We start from the raw sequence: 25,532 nt of genomic DNA on the forward strand, positions 1-25,532 counted from the left end.
ATTATTGCTTAAATCTAGCTCAGATTCTCATTCTCATTACTAAGAGAAAGTTCGGTGCGGCTATGGAGTTTTTTATGCGCTTTTGCACAATCCTGTTCTTTTGCAGACTTGAGTAAGAGTTGGATTGTTAGCTGGGTTTCGAGCGGTTGCTGGGATTTTTGCCGACACCAATCCAGAAAACTGCTCGGCTCTTTGGCTTTATTTTGTTGATTTGCATCTCCCAATTTAGGGATAAATATTAAGCCAAAACAAGTAATACTTGCCAAAATCAAGTTTAGTTTTTTCATCTTTTTATTTAATTAGTTAGATAATTTAGTTGTGCGAGAATAATCCAAAATCCAAAATCTAAAATGATGGGATATTCCAAATTTTGATATCTTTGCTAAACTTGCCAGAAGCTATTTTTTTGCCGTCGTGACTCCAGGATACATCCAAGATGTGGGTGATGTTGGCTAGATCGATCGCAAATGTTGCGATCGCCTTACCTGTGGAAATATCCCAAAATTTTATTGTTTGATTTCGATCGAGGGAAACTAAGGTTTGACTATTGGCATACCAACTAAAATCGATAATGGGGCTATCTTCTCCTAGAGTTTTGACAAATTTATGGGTTGTCATATCCCACAGTTCGATCCCCGAACCAATTGTCATAAAACTAACTGTGGTCATAAATTTACCATCCTGACTCCAGGCGATAGGGGAGAGTAAAGCATTACTAGCCCCTGCACTCGCACATAGGACAATCGGCTCACGGTAGTGACCTGGGATAGTTTTAATCCGTTTACCCGTGGTTTTATCCCAGAGTGTAATGGTGTTCTCGCTACCGCAGCCTGCATTGCTACCAGCGACGGATACAATCGTTTTACCGTCTGGACTCCAGGCAAAACTACGAATCTGGGGAGGTTGGGGAACCATATTAATTGGGATCGGGTTTGCGGTGCTTGAACGAAAAAATTGATTAGCGATCGTTGCGTTTAATTTCCCTGTGGTTGTGTTCCAGAGTTTGATGGTGGTTTCTTCCAAAACAGCTAGGGTTTGATTATCTGCATTCCACGCGATCGCTCTGATTGGTTTGTAGGGTGTTAGGCTTTCCACCGCTTTAAAGGTGTTGATGAGCCGACCTGTGTTGACATTCCAGATAAAAATGCGATCGCTTATGGTTGCAGCCAATTTTTTTCCATCGATACTCCAAGCCAAAGCTTTGATTTCATCGTTTTTGATGTCGTTTTTGCTCGCAGCCAAAATTTTGATGAGATGTCCTTTTTCGGTGTCCCAAATTTGGATAGTTCGATTGTTAGCGCTAGCGGAAGCCAATGTTTTTCCGTCGAGATTCCAAGCAGTACCTCCGCTATGTCCGCTAAGTAAGGTCATCGGTTTGAGAATAGATTTTTTACTTGTGGGATCGGCTGCAATTTGGGAGTTATTATGGGTATTTTTGATAGCGATGTTCGTAGACCGGGCTTTGACCACCGCTGTCGCTTTTGCAGGTAAAAATATAAAGTTAATCAGAAATAAAATTAATGTAATTCTCAGGGTTATTTTCATAATCTTTTCCAACCATTTTCTGTACATACTCCACCTTCGCGATCGGGAGGAAGACACCAATATTCTCGACCATCAAAAATTAACCCGGCTTTAATCGATTTCAATTGGCTAATATCTTGCCATTCCTTTTCTCCTCCCTCGTCGTAATAGCGATATTTATTTCCTCTTACTTCCAATCCTTGACCCGTTCCTCCCAAAACATAATATCCATCTTGAATATTAGTAACTTTAACTGGTTCTGGAGTTGTAGCAGTTGGTTCAAATAAATCTGAGACACAAGGTTTCCCGTCACCTTTGCAACCTATGGCAATTTTTCCGTTTCCATATGTACTAAATATTTTGTCATCTTTTAATAATAATCCCGACCCACTATTGTCTTGGAAAACAATCGGATTAGTAAACTTTCCTTGATAAAAGACATATGTTTGACCTCGACCGTTGATTTTTACCGTTGTCGTGCCATCCGCTAAAATCGTAATTGATTGTTCCGAACTATCGCCATCATAAAATTTAAAAAACTTAGTTCCGATAAAAGGTGGCTTTTGGGAATATGAATTCTGGGAGTATTGAGAATCAGAAGAAGCTGGTTTCTTTCTATTTCGCTTTTTCTCAATTGACCATCGCCAAATTTCTCTCTCCTTATTATTTTCACTCACTGCTCTAGCAGAGACAAGTAGGATATCTCCAGACTGATTAACAAACTCGAATAAACAAGCGCCAACCCCAGTTCCGGAACAATCTTTGATTTCCACATAACCGTAATCGTATAATTCTCTGACAGTAATATTATTCAGATTGGCTTCATCTGCCTGTAAGTGAGGTTTCCATCCCTGCTGTAACAATAACTGCCGCGCTTTTTGATAGGACATTCCCTCGCGGAGATTGGGTTTTAAAGACGGGGAGTTGGAGTTTTGTCTCCTGCTGCGGCGTTTCTCGCCGGATTTGTTGGTGGTTGAGGTTTGTTCGGTCTGTTCCAAACCCCGTTCTGAAGCCTGTTCAACCGATGGTAGTGGATTGCGATCGCTCGATTGGTGGTTCGGTGTCTGGGAATTGGAAGCTATTGAATTTGCACATCCAGTTGCGATCGCACCTAAGCAGCTTGTGAGTATTACTACCCTAGCCGCAGTCACAGAAAACAGTCGGGGTTTCAACATACGCCATTAATCTCCTGAAAAATCACCATTCTTAAGCCAAAATAACCAGCAAAATTAAGTAAAATCGACAACATTATATTTACAGTCATTCCGTAGCCTGCTTCTCCACAGGAGTGCGTAATGACATGCCTATAAATTTCCTGCCTACCTACCTACTTACACAAACCTGCATACCCCCCAGGTTCTCAGAGTTAGGAAGTAATAAGTCTATTTTGATAACCGTAGTTTGTAATTCCAGATTGTGAGTAGGCGTAGCCAGCCTGTAGGGCTTATGCTAGTCTGCGACAATCGACGCGTCTACCTTACGTCGCTGTTTGACAAAATTCCACTTTTCATGATGGACGAGGTTTATTTGGAAAAATAGATAATTGAATATGGGGGGGGGTAAGTGCGAATCGAACATTATAAAATTATAGAGATATGACAAAGCAAAAATACTATACTCTCGTTTTTCTGGGTAGCGACGGTAAACGCAAACTTAAAGAAATTCAGATGGCAAAAGTATTTTTTACAGAAACATTTGCCGATGCTAGTGAAAATACTCTGGAATCAGATACTACAATTCAAAAGCGATTATTACAATTATCTCAAGCAAATTCTTCATCCCATCGTTTAATCGCCCAGCGTTGTTTACTCTGTTTCATCTCTTGGCAAATTGAACGAGTTTGTCTATCTTTAGAGCAGCAGTTTGGTAATTTCCATGGATTTACAAGTCGCGATTTATTTGTGTATGTTCTTGATGATGATGGGAGCTTAGAAGCATCTGATTCTTATCAGTGTTTGGGACGGGAGATATTATCAAGTTTTGACCCAGATAAAAGTAGTTTATCAACTTGGACGGGTCGGAAGGTGAGACAGCATAAAGACTTGAATAGATATTTACTCGACTGTGGTTTATATCTTGTGAGTGATTGGGCAATTCTTAATGATACTAAACCCGAACAGTTACCGAGGATTCTGCGAGAATTTCATTATTTAACAACAACAGAAATCGAAGAAAATCGGGGATTGCTATCAGCCTATCACAAAATTTATCGCGCCGATCGATTGCGTCAACGTGCCGAGCAAAAATCATTGGGAAAATGCAACCCACCTACAGCAGTGCAATTACAAGCTATTTTAGATATTTTAAAAACCCAAGATATCTATGAATCCCTAGATAAATTATCAATAAAAATAGTTATGCAAAAATTACAAAATCTAGCCGATCGATTGCGCGAGTATCGGTTGCACACAAGAAATTCTTGTTTTAAAATGGTTTCCATCGATAACGAAATATACGAAAATAGTACTTTTGTCGAACAAATTCCCGATTTGAATCAACAGAGTATTATCAATCGCAGTGAAGAAGTTGACGAAACAAAGGATTTTTTAAAAACCTATCGCGACCAAATGGCAAGCTGTCTTGATAGTTCCTTCCAAAGTGCGATCGCACTGCGTTGGCATAAATTACAAAAAAAAGATATCGGAAAAGCCCAGCAATTTTTAACTGCACTACAATTATTTCACTGTCAGAGATTATCAATGAGTAATATTGCCAAGCAATTAAATCTTCGCGCACAAGATGCGGTTGCTCGTCTATTAAAACTGAAGGATTTCCGTGCCGATATCCGTCAACAAACCCTAGTAAAATTACAAGCACAAGTTATCGAACTAGCTCAAAAATATTCTACTCCTACAAGCTTAGTAAATTTGGAATTAACAATTACAGAACTACTCGACGAACAAATCGGTAATGTCATTTTCCAAGCGGAAATAGAAGCTGCAAGTATGCAAAGCAATTGTCAAATGAGTTATTTCTCACAACGACTTTGCAAGCAAATAGATAATATTAAATTTTAATACTTTCTGACTCTCCTTGTCCTCCTTGCTCCCTATTTTTCGATCACTAAACTATGTATACTCTCCCCTTGTCCTTTGAATTTGAGCGTTTACCAACAGAAACTATTAAACTTAAACCGGCAGATATCGATATTGCCGTTCAATTAAGTCAAAATTTACCCGATGAATCGCGCCAATGGCAAACTTATTTGAATGCCTTAGGATTATTTATTTTAAAGAACTGGTTGGAAGAACGGGACGAACATCTCACTGTTGATTGGCAAGATTCAAGCATTGCTAAACCCGAACTTGCGAATGTGTTCCCGTTTGTGACAAATTTACAAGTTGGTGAATTTCAAGTTTGTACGATCGCCCTTGATAACCTCTTCGAGAGACAAATCCCTTTATCAAGATTAGTAGTGGATTTACCCGAATTTGTTCCACATTTTTATGTATTAGTAGAAGTTGGCGAAGAAGAACAATCGGGAATGATCAGAGGAATAATCAATTATCAGCAATTGCAGGATTATCTACAAATTTACTCTCCGGCTAATTCCGTTGTCGATGGTAATTATCAAATACCTTTAGATTGGTTTGAAACCGAACCGAATAATATTTTACTGTATTTACGTATCCTGAAACCACAGGCAATACAATTACCCACCATCGATACGAATCGGCAACAGGAATTAGCCAATTTAGCAAATCAATTAGCTCAATTGCTACCCCAATTACAAACACCATCAGTCGAATTATGGCAAGTTTTGAATTGGCAACAAATAAGTGCGGTTGTAACGTTTCCGGATTTACTAGAGTGGGTATATCAATTACAAACAAATAGGTTACAAATTAACCCAGTATCGAATAGTTCGATAACCGGAAATCTGCGAACTGAAAACCTCCAAAAATACCTACGCGATCGTATTCGGCTAATTACCCAACCAGTGATAAATTTAGGACGTTGGATGTGGGGTGAACTAGACGAAATCGGAGAAGCATTATCTTGGGAATTAATCGGTTTAACACCTGCTACAGAATTTCGCAGTCCTACCGCAGAATTCGCTGTAATTCGTTCTCAATTGGAAACTCAAGGTGTGGAAATTCCCAGCAGCGCGAGGTGCGGACATTACAATTTTTATTTAGCTGGTAATTCCCTAAGAATATACGCTGTAGCCTGGAATTATTCCACAGAAGATGACCCCAATACCTGGAGTTTATTTTTAATTTTAGGCGCACCCGCACCTAATCTTTTACCGAATAATTTGAAGTTTAGAGTCAGTGATAAAACTGGAATTTTGAGCGAGCAACAGGTTGAACCCCAACAGGTAAATTCCTATTTATTTACGGCGGTGGTGGGAACTTGGGAGGAGAAATTCACAGTCACTATTAGTATTGCAGATGGTGTAGAGGTGACATTGCCGACCTTTGCTTTTGATATTAGACAAGTGGGTTAAGACGAGCATGACTAAATTTTATCTGCAAGTTCAACAAGTTGAAAATAAGTGTTTGTTTCAACTGGCATGGAATCATAATCAAAAAATTACCGCCGAGATTTTTTATCCAGATAAAATAATTGCTGATTATAAAATATGGCAGCGCATCTATCATAATTTTTACAGCCAAGAATCACGCGGCAAGGTAATTAATATCGGTGTTGTGGCTCCTCCTCCCATAGATTGGCAAGCGGAATTAGTGCAAGCAGAAGCTAAATTATTGTATGAATTTCACCAATGGCTACGTAGTAAGGAATTGTACGATATTCGTTCAATTTTGACCGCGAATAGTTTCGCCCATAATAGTCTAACTGGGAACAGTATTAATCATCTAGTAACGAGTAAATCCCAGGATATTTCCGTAGATATTTTTATTAGTTGTAGTAATCTTGAACTAGCACGACTACCTTGGGAAAGTTGGGAAATTAGTACTCAATTCTCCGATCGTAAACTCCGTATAGTTCGCCAACCAATCCACATTCAACAAAGTCTTGAACCAATTCAACGTTCTCCCGGTAAAGCCAGGATACTAGCGATTTTTGGTGACGATAGTGGGTTGAATTTTGAAAAAGAGAAGCAAGCAATTTTAGCCCTAAAAAAATTTATTCAAGTTGATTTGATTTCCTGGCAAGAAGGTAAAGATATTCAACAGTTCAAATACGAAATTGTCGAAAAGTTGAAAAGCGATCGCGGATGGGATATTTTATTTTTTGCTGGTCATAGTCGCGAAACCGATTTAACCGGGGGACAAATATCAATCGCGCCTAATGCAACAATTTCTTTGAGCGAAATCGAGCAACCCCTAGTAACAGCAATCCAAAAGGGATTAAAATTTGCCCTATTCAATTCCTGCGACGGTTTAAGTATTGCTACTAAATTAGTAGAATTGGGTTTGAGTCAAGTGGCAATTATGCGCGAACCAATTCACAATTGTGTCGCTGAAGAAATTTTTATTCAGTTTCTCAATAATATTTCCCAATCTCAAAATGTTCACCAGGCTTTATTTAGTGCTTGCGATTATCTCAAACTCGAAAAAAATCTCACCTATCCTAGTGCTTATTTAATTCCCTCCCTATTTTGCCACCCCGATGCTTCTTTGTTTCAACTTAAAATATTTAGCTTTGGGCAATATCTAAAAAAGCTTAAACCAGCACCTTTAGAAACAATTATAATTGCAAGTTTAACATTAATTAGTTTGCAATTACCTGTACAAAAATGGTTATTGGAAAAGCGTATTTTATCTCAAGCGATGTATCGCAATCTTACTAGCCAGGTTGATACAAAAACCATCCCGCCGATACTTTTAGTTCAAATCGATAACGAATCTATAAATAAAGCAGGAATCTTAACTCCCAGACCGATCGATCGCCAATATATGGCAAAAATTATCGATAAACTAGTCGAAGTCAAAGCCCCCGTTGTCGGTATCGATTATCTCCTAGACCGACCCGATTCCCAACGCGATCGCATTTTGAATGAATCGCTCCAAGCTGGCTTAAAATCCTCATCTCAGCCCACACGCTTTGTACTTGCCACAACCCGCGATCATCAAGGTAAATGGTTAAACGTCTATCCTCAAATCGCTAGTCAAAATTGGAGTATGGAGGGAGAAATCGAGATTTTGCCGGGATGGTATATGCAATTATTACCCAATGATAAATCTAACCACGACCCCCGACCATTTGCAGCCGTTTTAGCGATTTCCCAGCAGGTACAGCAATTTTCCAATTCACCCCAACCCCAACTTACTAGTCAACAAGATTTGTGGCAGCAGATAAACAATTATATTAATAATTTAAATGTTGCTAATTCTAATCCTAAAAATTCTAATATTAAAAGTACAAAAAGTCCCAATAAAACTAACTATAAAATAACCCAATCCGAACGCCATCAACTACAACCCCTAACTGCTTTTAGCTATCAACTTCAACAAATGTGGTTGCACCCAGTTATTGATTTTTCCCTACCCCCCCGACAAGTTTATCAAACTATCTCTGCTTGGGAATTACTCGAAAATTCTTATGACCCCAAGTTAATCGAAAACCTACAAAAACAAATCACGATCGTTGCACCGGGAGGCTACGAAGAAGCAGGAACGGGCAACGATAACGAAGATAATTTTGAATTACCATCCGCAATGGATTATTGGTTAAACCAAGAAAATCCCGATCGTCATCGCATCGTCCTCACAGGTGGCGAAGTTCACGCTTACATGACGCATCACTACTTAAATAACAGAATAGTCGTACCAATTCCAGATTTGTGGATGGTGGGTTTGGCAATCTTATTAGGTAAACTTATTTCCAAGTATTTTTGTAATAAAAATAATCAAATTAAACCGGAAAAGACCCATCAAGTGTTGATTCTATTAAGTGTGGCTACAGTGCTTTATACGCTAATCGGCTTGCAGTTGTATGTTTCATCTGCCGCGATTATTTTACCTTGGCTGTTACCAAATATAACGTTTTGGTTTTATATTTTGGATGCCTTTTGTAAATTATAAAAATATCCACATACAACCAAGACTTATTAATATAAGGTTGAGTGGTGTAGGGCTTATTAATATTAAGTTTTGTATTTGTAGCTGATCTTGATGAATTATACTTTGTGACTGATATTTATGAATGGCATGAGTAAAATTAGACTACTGTTCTGCGCGTCTAAATTATCCACGGCAGCTTGTATTACTTTGTCGGTTAATTTATTTTTTTTATTTAATATTCAACCCGCAGTATCTCAAAAAGCTTCCACGCAGCAGGGACTATGGAATAAAATTTTTCAACCCACCCGCAACCCCAAACCGCCTGTAAAACCCCGTAAAGGTGGTTCCCGTCCCACGCAAGCAGTATGCATGATTTCTCCCGATGCACCTGCCGAACCTCGTGTTGTTTGGAATACCCAACCTTTGTTTATTTGGAATAATGGAGAAAGCAAACTAAAACCAGCTAATCCACTATTGGGAGTGAAAAAAATTGCCGTTGCAGATGGAAATTTCCCAATTAATAATCCTCCTGAGAATCCCCAATATTTAAGCACGCAAATCGTCACCGGGAAACAACACATTGCCTATCAAGGTCAAGTATTAAAACCCGGTCAAAGCTATGTTTGGTTTGTGTTTTTAAGTGAAACAAGCACCAATCCTATGATGCAAGTTCCTTTTAAAATTATGGATGCACAACAACGCGATCGCATCACCAAAGAAATACGACTTATCGAGAAATTACAGCAAAACCAGAAAGCCAGCCCAGAAGCGATCGCATTTGCGAAGACTAAATATTTTGCCGAAAAACAACTGTGGTCGGATGCACTTCAACAAGCCTATTCGATCGCAAACCCCTCCCAGGAATTATCCCAACTACAGGAGGATTTGCCAAGGCAATTGTGTAGCACCGGAAACCAAGGCAGATCGGGTAAGGTACTTAGATATACTAAGCATAACTAATTTTGCAAATAGGCAAAAAGTCCGCAGGCTAGAAACCTGCACCCCTACATAAACCTCATCCATGATGAAACCTGGAGTTTTGTGACCGTTCAAATGCGTCATTGCGTAGACGCGGAGCGGCTTCTTGAAGAGTCGTAAGGAAGCAATCTCAAGGTCTTGATGGGAAACTAGAGTTCTCAAGATAGACGAGGTTTAATCCCGTTCTATTAATAAAGAACTATATTTTTTGCAAAAATATCTTCTAAGAAAATGTCACAATCCCCAGCTAGTCGTAAAAGTATATTCGATACCCTACCAAGGTTGATCTATTGTGGTTGCATTAGTATATTCAGCCTGGTTTTACTTTCTGAATCAGTTGGTGCGGGAGTGAATATAAACCAGTTGCAAATTTCCCAGCAACCAACAACTACTAATCAACCAAATCCAACTCGATCTGAAGCAGATAAGGAAGCAGAGAAGTTAACTCAAGAAGGATTGCAATTATTAAAAAAAGATACCCCAGAGTCTTTAGTTGTAGCGAGGAAGAAATTTGAAGCAGCGTTAATTTTATGGGAAAAATTGGGCAATAAACCCATGCACGCAGTTACGCTTTTGCTTGCCGGTCAAATCAACTTGAGCTTAAATGAACAGCAAAAATCTCTCGAATATTATAAACAAGCTTTAGTTTTATGGCGCGAGCTAGGCTATAAGAAAGAAGAAGCTCAAACCCTCAATTATATTGGTCGTAACTATTTTAACTTGGGTGAAAAGCAAAAAGCTCTTGAATTTTACAGTCAAGCTTTACCTTTATTGCAAACATTGGGTGACAAAAGTGAAGAGGCTAAAACCCTCATTTATATTGGTAATATTTATTCGGATTTAGGAGAAAAGAAAAAAGCTCTTGAATATTACAACCAAACTTTATCTTTGTGGCGTGCATTGAGTAATAGGGGTGAGGAAGCTAAAATCCTCAATAGTATTGGTTTGCTTTATGATGCTCTAGGGGAAAAACAAAAAGCTCTTGAAAACCTTAACCAAGCCTTATCTTTATCGCGTGGAGCGGGGGATAAGGGTGAGGAAACAGCCATCCTTAATAATATTGGTAAAGTCTATTCGGATTTAGGAGAAAATAAAAAAGCTCTCGAATTTTATAACCAAGCTTTGCCTTTATTTCGCGCCTTGAACGATAAAGGTAGAGAAGCTACAGTCCTTAATAATATCGCTAATATCTACTCGAATCTAGGAGAGAAGCAAAAAGCTCTCGAAAACCTTAACCAAGTTTTATCTTTGTTGCGTTTAGTGGGCAATAAACGTATGGAAGCAATCGCAAATAATAATATTGGTGCAGTCCACTCGGATTTGGGAGAAAAGAAAAAAGCCCTCGAATACTACAACCAAGCTTTAGCTTTATTCCGTGCAGTAGCTAACAAAGATGGTGAAGCCACAACCCTCAATAATATTGGTGGAATCTACTCGGATTTAGGAGAAAAGAAAAAAGCCCTCGAGTACTACAACCAAGCTTTAACTTTGTCTCACACATTGGGGAATAGAAGTGGTGAAGCTACAACCCTCAATAATATTGGTATGATCTACTCGGATTTGGGGGAAAATAAAAAAGCTCTTGAATTTTACAATCGAGCTTTGCCATTATTGCGTGCAGTAGGTGAAAGACGTGTAGAAGCTATAACTCTCAATAATATTGGTGCAGTCTACTCGGATTTGGGAGAAAAGCAAAAAGCCCTCGAACATGTGAACCAAGCTTTATCTTTATATCGTGTAGTAGGTTATAAAGAAGGGGAAGCTACAAGCATCAATAACTTAGGTAAACTCTACTCGGATTTAGGAGAAAAGAAAAAAGCTCTTGAGTTTTACAACCAAGCTTTATCTTTACATCGTGCAGTGGGTGACAAAGAGGGAGAAGCCAGAACTCTCGATAATATTGGGGGAATTTATTTAGATTTTGGAAACAAACAAGAATCCCTCAAATTGCGGAATCAAGCTCTATCTTTACGTCGTGCATTGGATGACAAAGGGGGGGAAGCTCGCACTCTCAATAATATTGCTACAGTCCACTTGGCTTTAGGGGAAAATAAAAAAGCCCTCGAATACTTCAACCAAGCTTTGCTTTTATTGCGTGCATTGGGTGACAGAAATGTGGAAGCTACAACCCTCAATAATATTGGTGCAGTTTACTCAGATTTAGGAGAAAAACAAAAAGCCATCGAATTCTTAAAACAAGCTTTATCTTTGGATCGTGTGGTGGGAAACAAGGTTAATGAGGCTCGTACTTTATGGAATTTTGCTGAACTAGAACGCAAACAGGGAAATCTGCAAGCAGCGCGTCAACATATCGAAAATGCCATTCAAATCATCGAAGAATTGCGGGGAACCTACACCGACCAAGACTTAAAAACTACCTACTTTGCCACAGTCCAAGGTTATTACAAGTTCTACATCGACCTATTGATGGAACTCCACAAACAAGACCCATCCAAGGGTTACAATGCCCTGGCGCTGAATACCAGCGAACGTTCCCGTGCCCGTGGTTTAGTCGAACTCCTTGCCCAAGCTAACGCCAAACTCAGTAAAAACATTGACCCCCAACTCATCGAGCGAGAACAGGAATTACAAACCAAACGCCAAGCCCAGGAAAAAAATCTGGCTCAATTAGTTAACCAGCCACAGGTATCGCGGGAAACAATTGAGCAAACGGAAGCGGAAATTCAAAATATTATCAACCAACAAAAAGCCCTCAAAGCCCAGATCCGCGATCGCAATCCGGAACGGGATAAGATCACCAACCCCCAACCGCTAACTTTAGGGCAAATTCAACAACAACTCGACAAAGATACCGTATTACTTCAATATTCCCTTGGTCAAAACCGCAGTTTTTTGTGGTTAGTCACTCCCACATCCCTAACTAGCTACGAATTACCCAAGGAAGCAGAAATCACCAAAATCGCCAATCGATATCACACCGCCCTAGGAGATGCTGCAACGACCAATGTGGCGATCGAGTCTGCTCAACAACTCAGTCAACTTATCCTCGCACCCATCAAAGATAAATTAGCCAATCAATTGGCAGGGAAGCGCTTAGTTGTAGTTGCGGATGGTGTACTCCAACAAATTCCCTTCGCTGCCTTACACGACCTCAACGGGAATAAGGGTTCGGGAAATATGCAAAATATTCCAACCAATCGACAAACAGATCGACGTGGAGTTAACATCAAACCCAATTCCCCAAGCCCAGGAAAAACCAACACCAACTACCAACCCCTATTCCTGAACTACGAAATAGTTAATCTACCTTCCGCATCAACGATTGCAATTCAACGGGAAAAAACTGCCAACCGCCAACCCGCACCCAAAAAAATCGCGATTCTGGCTGACCCTGTATATACCAACGACGACGAACGAGTTACTGGAAAACCGCGATCGCTTTTAGGAGAACTCGAACTCGAACGCTCTGCCCTCGATCGTTCTGCCCAAAGTCTCAAGCGTACAGGTTGGAGCAGATTACCCAACACAGCCACGGAAGCACGGGGAATATTAAAGCTGTTTCCTCCAACATTGAGTTTGCAAGCGTTTAATTTTGAAGCTAACTACAACTGGGCTACAAGTAAAGACCTCAGCCAATACCAAATTCTCCACTTTGCTACCCACGGTTTCGTCAATCCCGACCAACCGGAGTTATCGGGAATTGTGCTGTCACTGCTAGATAGCAGCGGTAAACAAATACCCGGTTATTTACGACTGGCTGATTTATTTGAGCGGGATTACCCTGCCGAGTTAATCGTGTTGAGTGCCTGCGAAACTGGACTCGGCAAAAACGTCAGCGGTGAAGGTTTAGTTGGGTTGACACGGGGGTTAATGTATGCAGGTGCCGAACGGGTGGCACTGTCGTTGTGGAAGGTCAACGATGAGGGAACATCGGTGTTGATGCAGGAATTTTACCGACAAATGTTGTCGAATAACCTGACTCCTGCCCAAGCGCTAAGAGCAGCCCAACGACAGCTGTGGCAGGGTTCCGAATGGCGCAGTCCCCACTACTGGGCTGCTTTTACCCTACAGGGGGAATGGAGTTGAATAAGTAATAAATTCGTTTTTGAAGCAGGGGGGAACATACCCATGTTCCACTCATTAAACTCAAACAACCCAGAACCTCAACTTAAATTTCAAGAACCGAGAAACAAGACTTATGAAACGCCGTAACTTCCTCCACATCGCTGGCTCTACCCTGGCAACTGTAGGTTTGACCCAGCTAGATATTATCCAACAGGGTAATGAATTTGCCCAAGTTATGGCACAAAATACGGGAAGAAAATTAGCCCTATTGGTTGGTATTAATAAATATACTAACTCCGAACCGCTCAGGGGCTGCGTTAATGATGTCTTACTTCAAAAACATTTATTGATACACCGCTTTGGTTTCAACCCCCAAGATATAAAAATCCTCCTGGATGGAGATGCAACCCGACGGAGTATTCTTACGGCATTTGAGCAGCACCTAATCGACAGAGCCAAACCGGGGGATACGGTGGTGTTTCATTTTTCGGGGCATGGTTCCCGTATTGAAGATCCAGACAAAGACGAACCAGATGGATTGAATAGTACTTTAGTGCCGATCGATTCGGGTTATAAGGCTGGTGGTGGTGTGGTGCAGGACATTATGGGGCACACCCTGTTTTTACTCATGTATGCGTTAAAAACGGATAATGTGACTGTTGTTTTGGATAGTTGCTATTCTGGGGGTGCCAAGCGGGGTAATTTGACGGTGCGATCGCGCAATGGTGGAAAAAAATACCAGCCTTCTGCCGATGAGTTGAGCTATCAAAAACAATGGTTAAAACGATTGAATTTATCGCCCCAGGAGTTTATTAAATTACGCCGTCAAAATATTGCTAAAGGTGTGGCAATTGCATCAGCAAGGAGCGAACAATTAGCAACCGATGTACCTTTAAATGGTTATCATGCGGGGGCATTCACCTATTCTCTAACTCAATATTTATGGCAGCAAACCTCTAATTTATCGGTAGATCGAATTATTGGAGATGTGGGTCGCAGCACCAGTAATTTAGCAAATATCCATGGCTATATTCAAAATCCTCAAGTTAATATCAATAATCGAGCCAGTTCCAATCCACCTATTTTTTTTACTTCCTTTAATACATCTGCTGCTGAAGCCGTAGTTACTAAAGTACGTGGAGATATAGTTGAATTGTGGCTGGGGGGAATCGATACCCGTACCCTCGAAGCTTTCGATCGAGAAGCGATTTTGGTAACGGTAACGAATGGCGATCGCGAAACGGGAATTGTGAAGTTAGAATCTCGCGACGGTTTGGTGGGACGGGGGAAATTTATCGCTCCAGCTAGGGGAAATAGTCAAATTCAAGCGGGGACTATTTTGCAAGAAAGGATTCGCGGAATTCCCCAAAATTTAAGATTAAAAATTGGCTTCGATGATGAGTTTGATGGTAATACTTTGGAGCGAGTTAGGCAGGCTTTACAAATAATTGATCGAGTTACTCCCCTATCTTTGAGACAGGAGGAAATCCACTATATATTCGGTTCTATGACTGAATCAAGGTACCGGAAATTTCTCAAAAATCGGCAGATAAATTTACCTGTTGTTGGTAGTTTGGGCTTATTTTTACCATCCCTAGAAGGAATTGTTCTCGATTCTTTTGGGATGGCAAATGAAAGTGTTAGGGATGGGATCAAACGCTTACAACCTAAGTTTAAATCCCTACTAGCAACACGTATTGTTAGAGAAATAATCGGTAACAATAATACATCCCTACTCAAAGTAACGGTTGCCATGGGCAATGTGAAAGAGAATCGGATTATTGCTAGGGCTTTACCAACTCGCGGAATTCTCAAGCAAAATTACCATAATAATTACGGAGGAACTACTGGAAGTGCCACAAAAACTATTCCCACCGTTAAAGACCATTTGATTCCCAAAATTCCGGTAGGTAGCTCGATCGCCTTTACAATTGAGAATCAAGAATTGGTACCTATTTATGTCAGCATTTTAGTAATTGATGCTGGGGGGAATATGAATATAATATTTCCGAATAACTGGTCTGCTGGGGATGAAGAAGCTATTTTACCTGCAAAAGCAAAACGCATAATTCCTGATCAGGATAGTAGTTTTCAACTTGAAATTAGCGAACCCTTTGGTGTTGAAGAAGCATTAATTATTGCCAGTACATCTCCCCTGCGAAACACTCTCAAAGCAATCGAAAAAATTGCCACCAGAGGTAATATTTCACGGGGAACACCAATCCCTACCAATAATGATGAATTTTTGAATATTAGTGAAAGTTTGTTGGTAGATTTGGATGCGATCGCAAGAGGGGGAATGGGCGACAAAAGAGTGCAACTAGCTACGGGAGTTAGGGGTTTGGATGTTAAAAAGCTCGCTGCCATAGCAATCGGGTTTGAGGTTGTTGCAAAAGTTTAACGAGGCAACGGCGAATGAGACGGGAAGCCTGTAGGTACCTCACCGAAGGGGGAACAAGCCCTTCTCCTCTGCGCGAAGCTGCCCCACCACAAAGGTTATACTCTTTAACTTATAGGATTTAGCTGCGTAACAACTTATTTAGATACAACTGAATTTTGGAGTCAAGTACTCCTTTAGGAGTCGTGTAAAAATAAATTGATAAACTACGTTGAATTTCTAGGGCTAATTTGATAGTTCCATTCACCATGAAAAGTATCTTTTGTGATGGCAATAGCATTGAAGTCTTCATCGGATACTTTAATACCTATTTGATACTGATTTGGGTCTACTTGTGCGTGAACTGTTAAGCCATGTTTTGTACTTGTATTACCAATCAAGCTTACAATCACCATTAAGCTATCCAAGGGTCGTCCTCGCCAGTTTTGAGAAATATGGCAGAATAATCGATGCTCGATTCGATTCCATTTGCTAGTTCCAGGTGGAAAATGGCAAACGTGAACAGTTAATCCTGTTTGCTCCGCAAACTCTTGTAATTTCAGTTTCCAGAGGCGGCTACGGTAGCTATTACTACCTCCGCAATCGGCTGTAATCAGAAGATGCTGACTATCTGGATATAATGGTTTTCCCATATTGAACCACCAATTCCGTATTGTCTCGACTGCAAACGATGCTGTGTCGTGGTCAATACCTACACTTACCCAAGCTTGATTATGTTGTAAATCGTATACGCCGTAAGGTATTGCTTTGCCTAACTCCGGGTCAACAAAGTCGTGAACTTTGACTTGAGTGGGTGACGAAGAAGGTTCCCACTCCACGCCAGAATTTTTATAGTTACCGATTAATTCTTTCTTCTTTGTGTCCACTGAAATTACTGGATGTTTCTGATTTTGGAACTGTCGTACAGTTCTATTAATGTGAACAAATTGCTGGTCTCTGTCAGGGTTATGTTTGCCTTCCTGAGTTTTGCGATTTCCTTGTAAGCTATAGCCCATACTTTTAAGTAAGGTTGAAACAGTTTTGCTGCATACCTTATGTCCCATGTTTTTTAACTCTGAAGCTAGTTTTGCTAAACTCTTACAACTCCAACGCAGGGGTGATTCTGGGTCTCCACGGCTTGTTGGTTCTACCAAAGAGTCTAAATCTTGCTTTAAAGTTTTATCTGCCATCGTCAATTTTTTACGTCCACCACCACGACTGCGTATCCTTGCCGTTTGCGTCGGATTTTCACTCGACAAAAGTAATTCTTCTATGCCTGAGCGAATGGTATTTTGACTTAAACCTGTTGCCTCTGATACTGCTGTAATTCCCCCATATCCTAACCCCAAAGCCTCTGTTCCTGCCCAAATCCTACGTGTTCGTTCATTTAAGTAAGGGCTTATTTCTCTGTATTTTTCTCTAATATTGATTACTGCACCCTGTTTGCGCATGATTTTTATACTGTCTTACTGTTGACATAATCCAGCATAAAATTTATTGGCAACCACTTGTTTGCTATCTTGAAGTTACGCAACTTATTTTTACATAACTCCTTAGGCTAAAAAACAGGTTCTTCAGTACTTGTTATGCTAAATTATTAGCATAACAAGTACTGAAGAACCCTAATTTTTTAAGTTAATTGTTGGCTATTTTATTTTGAGGATATCAAATTTGTTGCTAATCTAAGTTTTTGCAAATTTCAATTATCTCTATTTGCTGTTTTAACCAATCATCGAAAAATTCCGAACTAATGCGATCGCGCAATTTTTCGGTTAATTCTGGCTGAATAATTGCTTCGAGCATAATTAAATGTACACCCTTAGATGAAATAATTGGTTTGAGTAGTTGGGGAGACTTAGCAGCAAAAACAGCCGCAGAAATCTCTGGTTTGAAATCGCGACGATTTACTTGACCTCGATATCCACATTTGCGACGCAATTCTGTATCTTGAATATATTCACGAGCGACATCGTAGAAGCTAGTTTCACCAGCGTTAATGGCATAGAATAACTCCATCGCTAAATCTTCATCATCTAAGATAATTTCATATATCACCGCATCAGTATAATTGAGTTGATTCTCAAAAAAATAGGGTTCGATTTTATCGGCAAATAAATGATAAGCTAATTTACCCGTAAGCAACTTAATATAAATCAATTCTTCAAAATCATCTAGAGAGAGAGCGTATTTTTCCAACCATCTCCAAGTATCTTCAGAACTAACTAGTTCATTGCTGAATCGGAAATTATCTGCTGCTTTCTGAAGATCCTCTGTTTCGACTTTAATGGACATTTCTGCTGCGGTATGTTCGATGATACTTCGAGCCGCAATCCTTTCGATTATTTCGGGAATTTGGCGAGTTTGCTTGATGTGATGTAAGATATCTTGGGCGTTAACTGTAATTTTTTCGAGCATAATTTATTCCTCAACTAAGTGTTAGTTAAACTGAATGTTACTGAAATAAGGCAAAATGAATTAATTAATTTTGCGCGTATAGTCTAACGAGCATTAAATAAACGCGTAGCGAGTCTTTCAGACTCGTGAATTGCAAGGGTTTTAGAAATTTGACATTTTTTACATAGTTAGCTTTATTTGAGCCAACCAACTTAAATAACTTAGTAATTATTTAATTTCCCTGTCGTAATTGTTTGAATGGATCGATAATAAAATCGATAATTCGACGCTGACGGGTGATGACTTCTGCCGTTGCTGTATCACCGGGACGCAGTGGTATACATTGATTCTTATTCTGAATACAATTACTTTTTAGAGAAATTTCTAGATCATATGCAGCAGTTCTGCCATTTCCTGTATCGATTTCTAATGTAGTTGGAGAAATTTCTAAAAGTTCTCCTTCGAGAATTCCATAATCTTGAAAAGGATAGGCATCAAATTTAATTTTTACTAGTAATCCTTTGCGTAAAGAACCACTTGCAGATGTCGGTATTTGGGCACGAATAATTAAAGGCGAGTTTTCTGGTGCAATTTCTGCAACCATTGTTCCAGCTTGTACTACTGCACCAGGACGTTGAATTGGTAATTGAAATACCTTACCTGCGATTGGGGCTTTTAAGATACGCTGTTGTAGCTGTAATGACAGGCTATTTATTTGACTATTAGACTGGGCAATTTCTGCCTGTAATGTAGTCATATCCGTATCGAGATTCTTCAATTGTTCTTCGCTTCTGAAAACTGCAAGTTTCCCAGAATGGATTAACGTTTGATAGCCTTGCTGTTGTTCTTTTAGCTGCAAATATGATTGTTTGATTTCTGCTTTTGCCTGACTTATTGTACGTTGATAGCTACTTTGTTGTTCAGCTAAACGTAAATTAGCCTGTTTAATATCGGATTTACTTTGCTCGAATGATCTCTGTCTGTCTTTAGCAATATCTTCTTTTTCGACAACGTTAATTTCGGGAATTACACCTTCCTGTTTAAGTTTACTGTACCGTTCTAATTCCCTTTCAGCACTTTTTAAACTTGTTGCTAGTAATTTACTTGCAGTTGTTGTTTGTTCTATCGATTGCCGTGCTTGATTTACCTGGGTTTGCTTTTCTTCTTTTTGAATTTCGTAGGAATTTTTCAGAGTGGTAAAATTTTGTTGTGCTTGGTCAATTTGAGCTTGTTTTTCTAATGCTTGAGCTTGATTTTGTTGCTTTTGTGTTGCTATGGATATAACCAATTGATTCTTTAAGATATATAATTGCGATCGCCTGTTTAATTGTCCTTCCAATCTTTCTTTTGCCTGTCGCAATTCGGACTTAGCTATTTCCGTATCTAATATTAATATTGGTTCTCCAGCTTTGACTGTAGCCCCTTCTTTAATTGGAATCGCAGTCACGGTTCCTGCAACTGCGCTATCTAATTTAAATGTTTTCCCTTTCGGCTCAATTTTACCTCTGGCACTACCAGTTTCATCAACTTTAAATAACATTGCCCAAGGTAAGGAAATTGAAAGAAATGCTATCAAAAAGTATAGGATTCCCCTTGTCCAAACTTGGGGTAAACTGTCGAGCAGATCTTTAGTATGTTCCGACCAATCAGGAGATAAGTTATGTATTTCTGGAGATGAATCATTTTCTAGATTTGGTCTATTGATGAAAGTCTTTTTAATCTCATCGTTGAATATATCTGACATAATTTTCCCTTAACATTATTTTTTACTACTAAAAAATCAAATTGGATAATCTAATTATTTCTGCGTTCAAAAGCAGACATACTACTTGCCGCATAGATAATATTTTCCATCCCATTATTGGCTCATATTGAAGCGTCTAATTGCTGCTGATTCAGATAGAAGTAATGTCCGTGTTTCGCCATTAATTCTTCATGATTACCACTTTCGATTAGTACCCCCTTATCTAGTACCAAAATTAAATCAGCATTCCTCACAGTAGAAAGACGGTGAGCTATTATTAAAGTGCTTCTTCCTTGAAGAAACTTACTAAAATTCTTTTGAATAATTCTTTCCGATTCCGTATCTAAATGGGAAGTTGCTTCATCTAAAATGAGCAGTTGAGGATTTCCTAATAATGCCCTGGCAATGGCAATTCTTTGTTTTTGTCCTCCAGATAATAACCCTCCACCTTCACCAATTTGAGTTTCGTAACCCATCGGTAACTTTTGAATAAATTCGTCTGCTCCTGCGATAGTTGCGGCTTCAACTATTTCTGTAAAAGTTGCATCTGGATTTCCCAAATTAATATTTTCGCGAATCGTACTACCAAATAAAAATGTGTCCTGATCAACTACTCCCACCTGTTGCCGTAGGGAACGCAAAGAAATATTAGTAAGATCATATTCATCAATTAAAACTCTGCCATCGGTAGGAATATATAAACCTAAAGCTAACTTAGAAATTGTCGTTTTTCCCGAACCGCTACGTCCAACTAATGCCACCATTTGCCCCGGCTTGATATGAAAGCTGAGATTTTCAATCACATTACTATCGCTTTCTATATCGTAGCGAAATGTGACGTTTTCAAAGCGAACGTCTCCTTGAAGACTCGATAGATATTTTCGTGTTTGCTGCTGGAGGTCTTCCTCTACTTCCGTATCCAGCACATCATTGATTCGCTCCATTGCAATTACTACTTCCTGTAGTTGATTCCATAACACTGCCAATCGTTGAAAAGGACTAATAATAGTACCAAGTAGCATATTAAAAGCTACAAGTTGCCCGATCGATAATTGATTTTGAATTACTAAATGCGCTCCAAACCATAATAATGCCGTAGTGGCGATCGCTTGAATTGTGTTGCTGCAAATTTGCAAGCGATTGTTAATTAATCTCCCTGAAAAATCAGTTTTAACGGCTGTATATAATAACTCCTCCCAATGCCAGCGCACGCTTTGCTCAACAGCTGCTGATTTTACTGTTCGTATGCCAGTAATAGCTTCGATTAAATAACTATTTTCCTTGTTATAGGAACCAAATATTTCCCTAGAAACCTTTTTTAAAAATGGCGTAGAAATCAACGCAAGTATAAAAAATGGTGGCACAATTACCAAAGCGAGCAATGCCATCTGCCAGCTATACCAAAACATCAAACCAATGTAGATAAAAATCGTCAATAAATCTAATAAAATTGATATGGCTTCACCCGATAAAAATCGTCGAATTTTACGATTTTCCTCAATTCTGGAAATAATATCTCCGACATATCTGGTTTCAAAAAAGCTTAAAGGTAATTGTAGGGTGTGGCGAATAAATCCCACAATTAAAGCTACGTCTAATCTATTTGCTGTATGGTCTAATAAATATTGCCTCAAACCAGTAATTGCCACCCGAAATAAATTAAAAATTAGCAATCCTAACCCAACAGCGGTTAGAGTTAATTCCGAACGCTGAACGACGACCCGATCGAGAATTAATTGGGTAAATAAGGGAGTAATTAATCCAAATATTTGAATAAACAAAGAAGCCATAAATATTTCCAGCATTACCAACCCGTGGGGTTGGAGTAAATCAAAGAATTGCCAGAAAGGATTTGTTGCTTCTTTTGCATCTTTCAATAAAACCGTCGGTTCCAATATCAAAGCATACCCAGTCCAACCAGCTTGAAATTCCCTATGGGTAAGCTGACGTTGACCGATCGCCGGATCTCCCACGATGACGTATTTTTTGCTAATCTCGTAGACGACAACGTAGTGTTTACCCTCCCAATGGGCGATCGCAGGTAATTTTTGCTGCCCCAGTCGATCCAAACTCGCTTTTACCGGTCTAGTATTAAATCCGATACTTTCTGCTGCTACCACTAATCCTCGCAACGATGCACCATTACGATCGACATTGGCAATATCTCGAATACGGTTGATACTAAAGCGTTTTCCCCAATATCTAGAAACCATCACCAAACAAGCCGCACCACAATCGGTACTACTGTGTTGGGCAAAATATGGATAGTTTTTGGTGACATGCTGCCACAAATGTCCCACTTTTTGACTGGGGTTGGGAAAGTAGGCTTTACCTATTTTTTTCTGTGTTTTTTCATCAACTGGAGTTGGCAAATCCCTCCCATGAGAAATATCTTCTTGTCGCTCGAATTGCCATGAAGAGAGGTCGGCAATTGGCTGGGTGGTATCAAAATGGACGAATGCAGAATTAGTGATGTCTGCTTGCCTGCGTAAATGGTCGTGAATTTGCGGATACTTTGTCATCAAGGCTGACAGTACCACTCGATCGATAAAAGCTAGATGTAAATTAATGCTTGCTCTGGCTACGTATGGGAAGAAATCGACTTCTGGAAATAAACTAAACTCACCAAATGACGCTCCCGTTTCCAAAGTTGCGATTAATTCGCCAGTATCATCCAGTAGTCGTACTTTGCCACTTAAGATAATATAGATACCCGATTTAACATCCGTATCAGCAATGATTTTTCCAACTTTGGGAGAAATATATTGAATTTTATCTAGACATTCTTGGAATTCTTTTGCTGGGAGTGGATAACCCAGTGCGGTATTTAATTGTAGAGAATTTAGGATTTCGCTTAGATTTTTGGACATGAATTATATATAATTTTGAATACTTACGTGACTACTTGGGGAAAATTATTTTTCTATTTCTAACACAGTTAAATCGGGGTAAATTCTTAATTTTTCAACCTGGAGATCAGAAATATAAATTTTTGCTTCTGAGGTTTTTTCCATGTTTTCAATTATCCCTAATTCACCAGAGATATTTGCTTTGGAGATAGTCGATAACCCCATTTGCTTGAGAACTCGTTTGAGATGGCGATCGCTAACCTCAATTCCCAATTCCTTTGCTAGGTGCTTTGCCAACCAACCTACCGTCCAGCGTTTAAACCCGTAACCGCAATCACGGGGACTCATAGCAAGCAATTCCTGCAACCGCTCTATATATTTACTATCGATCGCCTTCGGACGACCGAGGGGACAATCTTGCCATTGATGAGCCATTCCCGCACGAGCAATATGCATCCAATGTCTTGCTGTTGCCGGACAACATCCAACAATCCGACAAATTTCTACTTGGGTCTTACCTTCATCTGCCAGCAACATAATTTCAATCCGCTGACGGTAGGAGTTAGATAAATTTTCCTGCTGTTTTTTTTGCAGAAATTTACGTTGGAATGAAGTTAAATATTTACCTGCTGAATTATTAGTTATATTCATTGCTATTCACTTCCCATTGATCGAAATTACGAGATTTGCTTAAAAGTTCACTAAGTAGGGAATGGACAAGCACTAACCCGTACTTGGCAAATTTTATTTCATCTTTCAGAAACAATCGAACTATCGATATATGCACCATAGTTGAATTAAATATTAGGTTCTAATTAGTTATATTTCTGACCCGCTTGGGGGGTATGCAGTTTTAATACATAATCTTTGAGCCATGTTCAGAAATACAGCACTCCCAGATTCGATTGAGATGATTTCTCAGTAATGCTGTTGTAGATATCACAACAATGGTTTCTCGTTATAGCGATCGCTTATACCAATTTAAGATGAAGACGCGTAGAAATAACCCCACCCACTTACTCCTACTTCAATCTGATGGACATTTTAGCCATACCCCTGTTAAGGTGTACTCTAAAAAATAGTACATTTACGTCTGTAAAGCTTGCGGGAGAGGAGTTTCAACCAGGCTCGATGTTTGTTGTTCTAGCCTAGAATGCCTGCTCTGGCGTTGTTTATCAGCTAGAAGCCGAGCAGTAGAGACATGAGGACGGTTAGGTTCTTTTTTTCTTTTTGGTTGGGACTTTTTTTGAGCTTTGGGACTGGAAGCAAAGCGTTTGAGGTCAACTTTCGCAGCCCATTGTTTTAGCAACTCGGTAAAAGTAGGCAAACTTAGGTGAGTTACAAATTTCCATTCAACGTCGGGAATCGCAATCATCATACCTGTGTAGGTGCTTTGAATTTCCTCGACTAAATAATAATTGGAAACACCTGCATTAATTTTTCCTTGCCCGTGGACGCTACGCAATGCTGCTTGAATCACAGATAAAATATTGTAGGCGACTAGTGCCATACAAAAGCTAAATAAAGCAGCTCTGGGATAACCTAAAGTCTTAATTTCGCATTCAAGAGTATCGCTAACGACTTGAAATAAACCCTCAACGCTCCAGCGTTTAAGATAAATATTTTTCAATACAAAAATAAAACCGGGCGTAATATAGGTCACTTTCATACTCCGGATTTCTTTGTATTACGGAATGATGGAGCCTGTTGGGAAGAGTGGAAAACAGTTCGTGAATTAGAGAAATTAGCAGAAAAATATCCAGGACGCTACCAAAAAACACTTAACGGTTGTTGGCGCTGCCCACCCGGAGAAGCACACGCATCAAAATTTGGTCTAAAATACTGCGTTCGCACTTCGGCAGAATTGAATCCCGTCTTTACCCAGAACTTAATGTTTTTAGAGGATTACCTCGGATTCAAATCAAACCTGGCAACAAATATCACGGATTCAGTTCTAGCTGGAGAACGCTTACACCGAAGAATTGCTTATAACGAAGATTTTCTCATGGCAACACGTCCCAGCACCCCCAAAGGCAAGGCTAAGGTTCAGCCGGGACACGGGATTAAAGTCAATTATATTTATTATTGGAGTGATGCTTTCCGCAATCCAAATGTCAAAAAAACCGACGTACCAGTACGCTACGACCCTTTTGATATGGGAGTTGCTTATGCGTATGTTGAGAAGCGTTGGGTGAGGTGCATTTCTCAGTATTACAGTACTTTTGTTGGACGCACCGAAAAAGAAGTGTTGCTAGCCGCACAGGAAATTAGGCTATATTCCAAACGTAACGCAACTTCTACTAATTTGAATGCGAAACGTTTGGCTGACTTTATCGCGTCGGTAATTGAACACGAAGCCCTGCTGATGCAGAGATTGCGCGATTTGGAAAATAAAGTTGTGATTGAAAACTGTTGCCATCCAACGGACATTGGAACGCAATTAAACCCAGATTTCTCACACACACGAACGGTAGAGCCAACTATCGATGTTTTAGTATCCTCAGAAGCGTCAACAGTCAATGCCTCAGTTTTGGACATTACACAACTACCAATATTAGAGGAATACTGTTAATGCCCACTCAAGCAAGCATCTACGCTCAAAAACTTACGCAATTTAAGGACTATGCTGTAAGACATCCCCATCTAAAACTAAACGCCAACCTAAAAAG

At 39.6% G+C, this 25,532-nt stretch carries 16 protein-coding genes; 7 read left to right on the forward strand and 9 right to left on the reverse strand.

Annotated features, from left to right (window positions below):
• Positions 1-14 precede the first annotated feature (14 nt).
• Genes CAL6303_RS12210 through CAL6303_RS12220 form a run of 3 tightly spaced genes read right to left on the reverse strand, consistent with a single transcriptional unit; the run spans position 15 to position 2,699 of the window.
• Positions 15-287, reverse strand: coding sequence for a hypothetical protein (locus CAL6303_RS12210; RefSeq protein WP_041739480.1), 273 nt, complete (start codon positions 285-287; stop codon positions 15-17).
• A gap of 58 nt (positions 288-345) precedes the next feature.
• Positions 346-1,545 carry a WD40 repeat domain-containing protein gene (locus tag CAL6303_RS12215; protein ID WP_015198135.1) on the reverse strand — a complete coding sequence of 400 codons (1,200 nt, stop codon included), beginning with the start codon at positions 1,543-1,545 and terminating at the stop codon, positions 346-348.
• Positions 1,542-2,699 carry a hypothetical protein gene (locus CAL6303_RS12220; protein ID WP_015198136.1) on the reverse strand — a complete coding sequence of 386 codons (1,158 nt, stop codon included), beginning with the start codon at positions 2,697-2,699 and terminating at the stop codon, positions 1,542-1,544. Before CAL6303_RS12220 ends, CAL6303_RS12215 begins: the two co-directional genes overlap by 4 nt.
• 420 nt (positions 2,700-3,119) lie before the next feature.
• Here CAL6303_RS12220 and CAL6303_RS12225 point away from each other — a divergent pair, with 420 nt between their 5' ends.
• The 6 genes from CAL6303_RS12225 (at position 3,120) to CAL6303_RS12250 (ending at position 15,900) form a co-directional block, all read left to right on the forward strand.
• Positions 3,120-4,541 carry a hypothetical protein gene (locus tag CAL6303_RS12225; protein ID WP_015198137.1) on the forward strand — a complete coding sequence of 474 codons (1,422 nt, stop codon included), beginning with the start codon at positions 3,120-3,122 and terminating at the stop codon, positions 4,539-4,541.
• 53 nt (positions 4,542-4,594) lie between these two features.
• Positions 4,595-5,974 carry a DUF1822 family protein gene (locus CAL6303_RS12230; protein WP_015198138.1) on the forward strand — a complete coding sequence of 460 codons (1,380 nt, stop codon included), beginning with the start codon at positions 4,595-4,597 and terminating at the stop codon, positions 5,972-5,974.
• Positions 5,975-5,981: 7 nt separating this feature from the next.
• Positions 5,982-8,516: a CHASE2 domain-containing protein gene (locus CAL6303_RS12235; RefSeq protein WP_015198139.1), complete on the forward strand. Its 2,535-nt coding sequence runs from the start codon at positions 5,982-5,984 to the stop codon at positions 8,514-8,516.
• Between the two features lie 126 nt (positions 8,517-8,642).
• Complete coding sequence (locus tag CAL6303_RS12240; RefSeq protein WP_144051045.1) at positions 8,643-9,455, forward strand: DUF928 domain-containing protein; 813 nt, start codon at positions 8,643-8,645, stop codon at positions 9,453-9,455.
• Positions 9,456-9,704: 249 nt separating this feature from the next.
• Positions 9,705-13,520, forward strand: coding sequence for a CHAT domain-containing tetratricopeptide repeat protein (locus tag CAL6303_RS12245; protein WP_015198141.1), 3,816 nt, complete (start codon positions 9,705-9,707; stop codon positions 13,518-13,520).
• A 112-nt stretch (positions 13,521-13,632) separates the two neighbouring features.
• Entirely contained in the window at positions 13,633-15,900 is a 2,268-nt protein-coding gene (locus tag CAL6303_RS12250) for a caspase family protein (protein WP_015198142.1), read from the forward strand.
• A 203-nt stretch (positions 15,901-16,103) separates the two neighbouring features.
• Here CAL6303_RS12250 and CAL6303_RS12255 read toward each other — a convergent pair whose 3' ends face one another.
• The 6 genes from CAL6303_RS12255 to CAL6303_RS12280 form a co-directional block, all read right to left on the reverse strand.
• Positions 16,104-17,327: an ISAzo13-like element ISCasp1 family transposase gene (locus CAL6303_RS12255; RefSeq protein ID WP_015197703.1), complete on the reverse strand. Its 1,224-nt coding sequence runs from the start codon at positions 17,325-17,327 to the stop codon at positions 16,104-16,106.
• Between the two features lie 226 nt (positions 17,328-17,553).
• Positions 17,554-18,291, reverse strand: coding sequence for a peptidylprolyl isomerase (locus CAL6303_RS12260; RefSeq protein WP_015198144.1), 738 nt, complete (start codon positions 18,289-18,291; stop codon positions 17,554-17,556).
• Positions 18,292-18,502: 211 nt separating this feature from the next.
• Positions 18,503-20,014, reverse strand: a complete 1,512-nt coding sequence (locus CAL6303_RS12265) for an HlyD family efflux transporter periplasmic adaptor subunit (protein ID WP_015198145.1) — start codon at positions 20,012-20,014, stop codon at positions 18,503-18,505.
• A gap of 122 nt (positions 20,015-20,136) precedes the next feature.
• Complete coding sequence (locus tag CAL6303_RS12270) at positions 20,137-22,884, reverse strand: peptidase domain-containing ABC transporter (protein ID WP_015198146.1); 2,748 nt, start codon at positions 22,882-22,884, stop codon at positions 20,137-20,139.
• Positions 22,885-22,929: 45 nt separating this feature from the next.
• The gene (locus CAL6303_RS12275) at positions 22,930-23,514 is read right to left on the reverse strand and encodes a helix-turn-helix domain-containing protein (RefSeq protein WP_015198147.1); all 585 of its coding nucleotides are present in this window, start codon (positions 23,512-23,514) and stop codon (positions 22,930-22,932) included.
• Positions 23,515-23,950: 436 nt separating this feature from the next.
• The gene (locus CAL6303_RS12280; RefSeq protein WP_051036658.1) at positions 23,951-24,532 is read right to left on the reverse strand and encodes a hypothetical protein; all 582 of its coding nucleotides are present in this window, start codon (positions 24,530-24,532) and stop codon (positions 23,951-23,953) included.
• Between the two features lie 222 nt (positions 24,533-24,754).
• On the opposite strand from CAL6303_RS12280, the gene CAL6303_RS12285 reads away from it, so the two are divergent.
• Positions 24,755-25,435, forward strand: coding sequence for a Mu transposase C-terminal domain-containing protein (locus CAL6303_RS12285; protein WP_041739483.1), 681 nt, complete (start codon positions 24,755-24,757; stop codon positions 25,433-25,435).
• Positions 25,436-25,532: the final 97 nt, after the last annotated feature.

Source organism: Calothrix sp. PCC 6303, from assembly GCF_000317435.1.
Classification (GTDB): Bacteria; Cyanobacteriota; Cyanobacteriia; order Cyanobacteriales; family Nostocaceae; genus PCC-6303.

Coding starts and splice junctions, on each gene's coding strand:
- CAL6303_RS12230 (WP_015198138.1), top strand. CDS start 4,595: ATGTATACTCTCCCCTTGTCCTTTGAATTTGAGCGTTTACCAACAGAA.
- CAL6303_RS12270 (WP_015198146.1), bottom strand. CDS start 22,884: ATGTCCAAAAATCTAAGCGAAATCCTAAATTCTCTACAATTAAATACC.
- CAL6303_RS12265 (WP_015198145.1), bottom strand. CDS start 20,014: ATGTCAGATATATTCAACGATGAGATTAAAAAGACTTTCATCAATAGA.
- CAL6303_RS12275 (WP_015198147.1), bottom strand. CDS start 23,514: ATGAATATAACTAATAATTCAGCAGGTAAATATTTAACTTCATTCCAA.
- CAL6303_RS12215 (WP_015198135.1), bottom strand. CDS start 1,545: ATGAAAATAACCCTGAGAATTACATTAATTTTATTTCTGATTAACTTT.
- CAL6303_RS12240 (WP_144051045.1), top strand. CDS start 8,643: ATGAGTAAAATTAGACTACTGTTCTGCGCGTCTAAATTATCCACGGCA.
- CAL6303_RS12220 (WP_015198136.1), bottom strand. CDS start 2,699: ATGTTGAAACCCCGACTGTTTTCTGTGACTGCGGCTAGGGTAGTAATA.
- CAL6303_RS12210 (WP_041739480.1), bottom strand. CDS start 287: ATGAAAAAACTAAACTTGATTTTGGCAAGTATTACTTGTTTTGGCTTA.
- CAL6303_RS12260 (WP_015198144.1), bottom strand. CDS start 18,291: ATGCTCGAAAAAATTACAGTTAACGCCCAAGATATCTTACATCACATC.
- CAL6303_RS12255 (WP_015197703.1), bottom strand. CDS start 17,327: ATGCGCAAACAGGGTGCAGTAATCAATATTAGAGAAAAATACAGAGAA.
- CAL6303_RS12285 (WP_041739483.1), top strand. CDS start 24,755: ATGTTTTTAGAGGATTACCTCGGATTCAAATCAAACCTGGCAACAAAT.
- CAL6303_RS12245 (WP_015198141.1), top strand. CDS start 9,705: ATGTCACAATCCCCAGCTAGTCGTAAAAGTATATTCGATACCCTACCA.
- CAL6303_RS12225 (WP_015198137.1), top strand. CDS start 3,120: ATGACAAAGCAAAAATACTATACTCTCGTTTTTCTGGGTAGCGACGGT.
- CAL6303_RS12235 (WP_015198139.1), top strand. CDS start 5,982: ATGACTAAATTTTATCTGCAAGTTCAACAAGTTGAAAATAAGTGTTTG.
- CAL6303_RS12280 (WP_051036658.1), bottom strand. CDS start 24,532: ATGAAAGTGACCTATATTACGCCCGGTTTTATTTTTGTATTGAAAAAT.
- CAL6303_RS12250 (WP_015198142.1), top strand. CDS start 13,633: ATGAAACGCCGTAACTTCCTCCACATCGCTGGCTCTACCCTGGCAACT.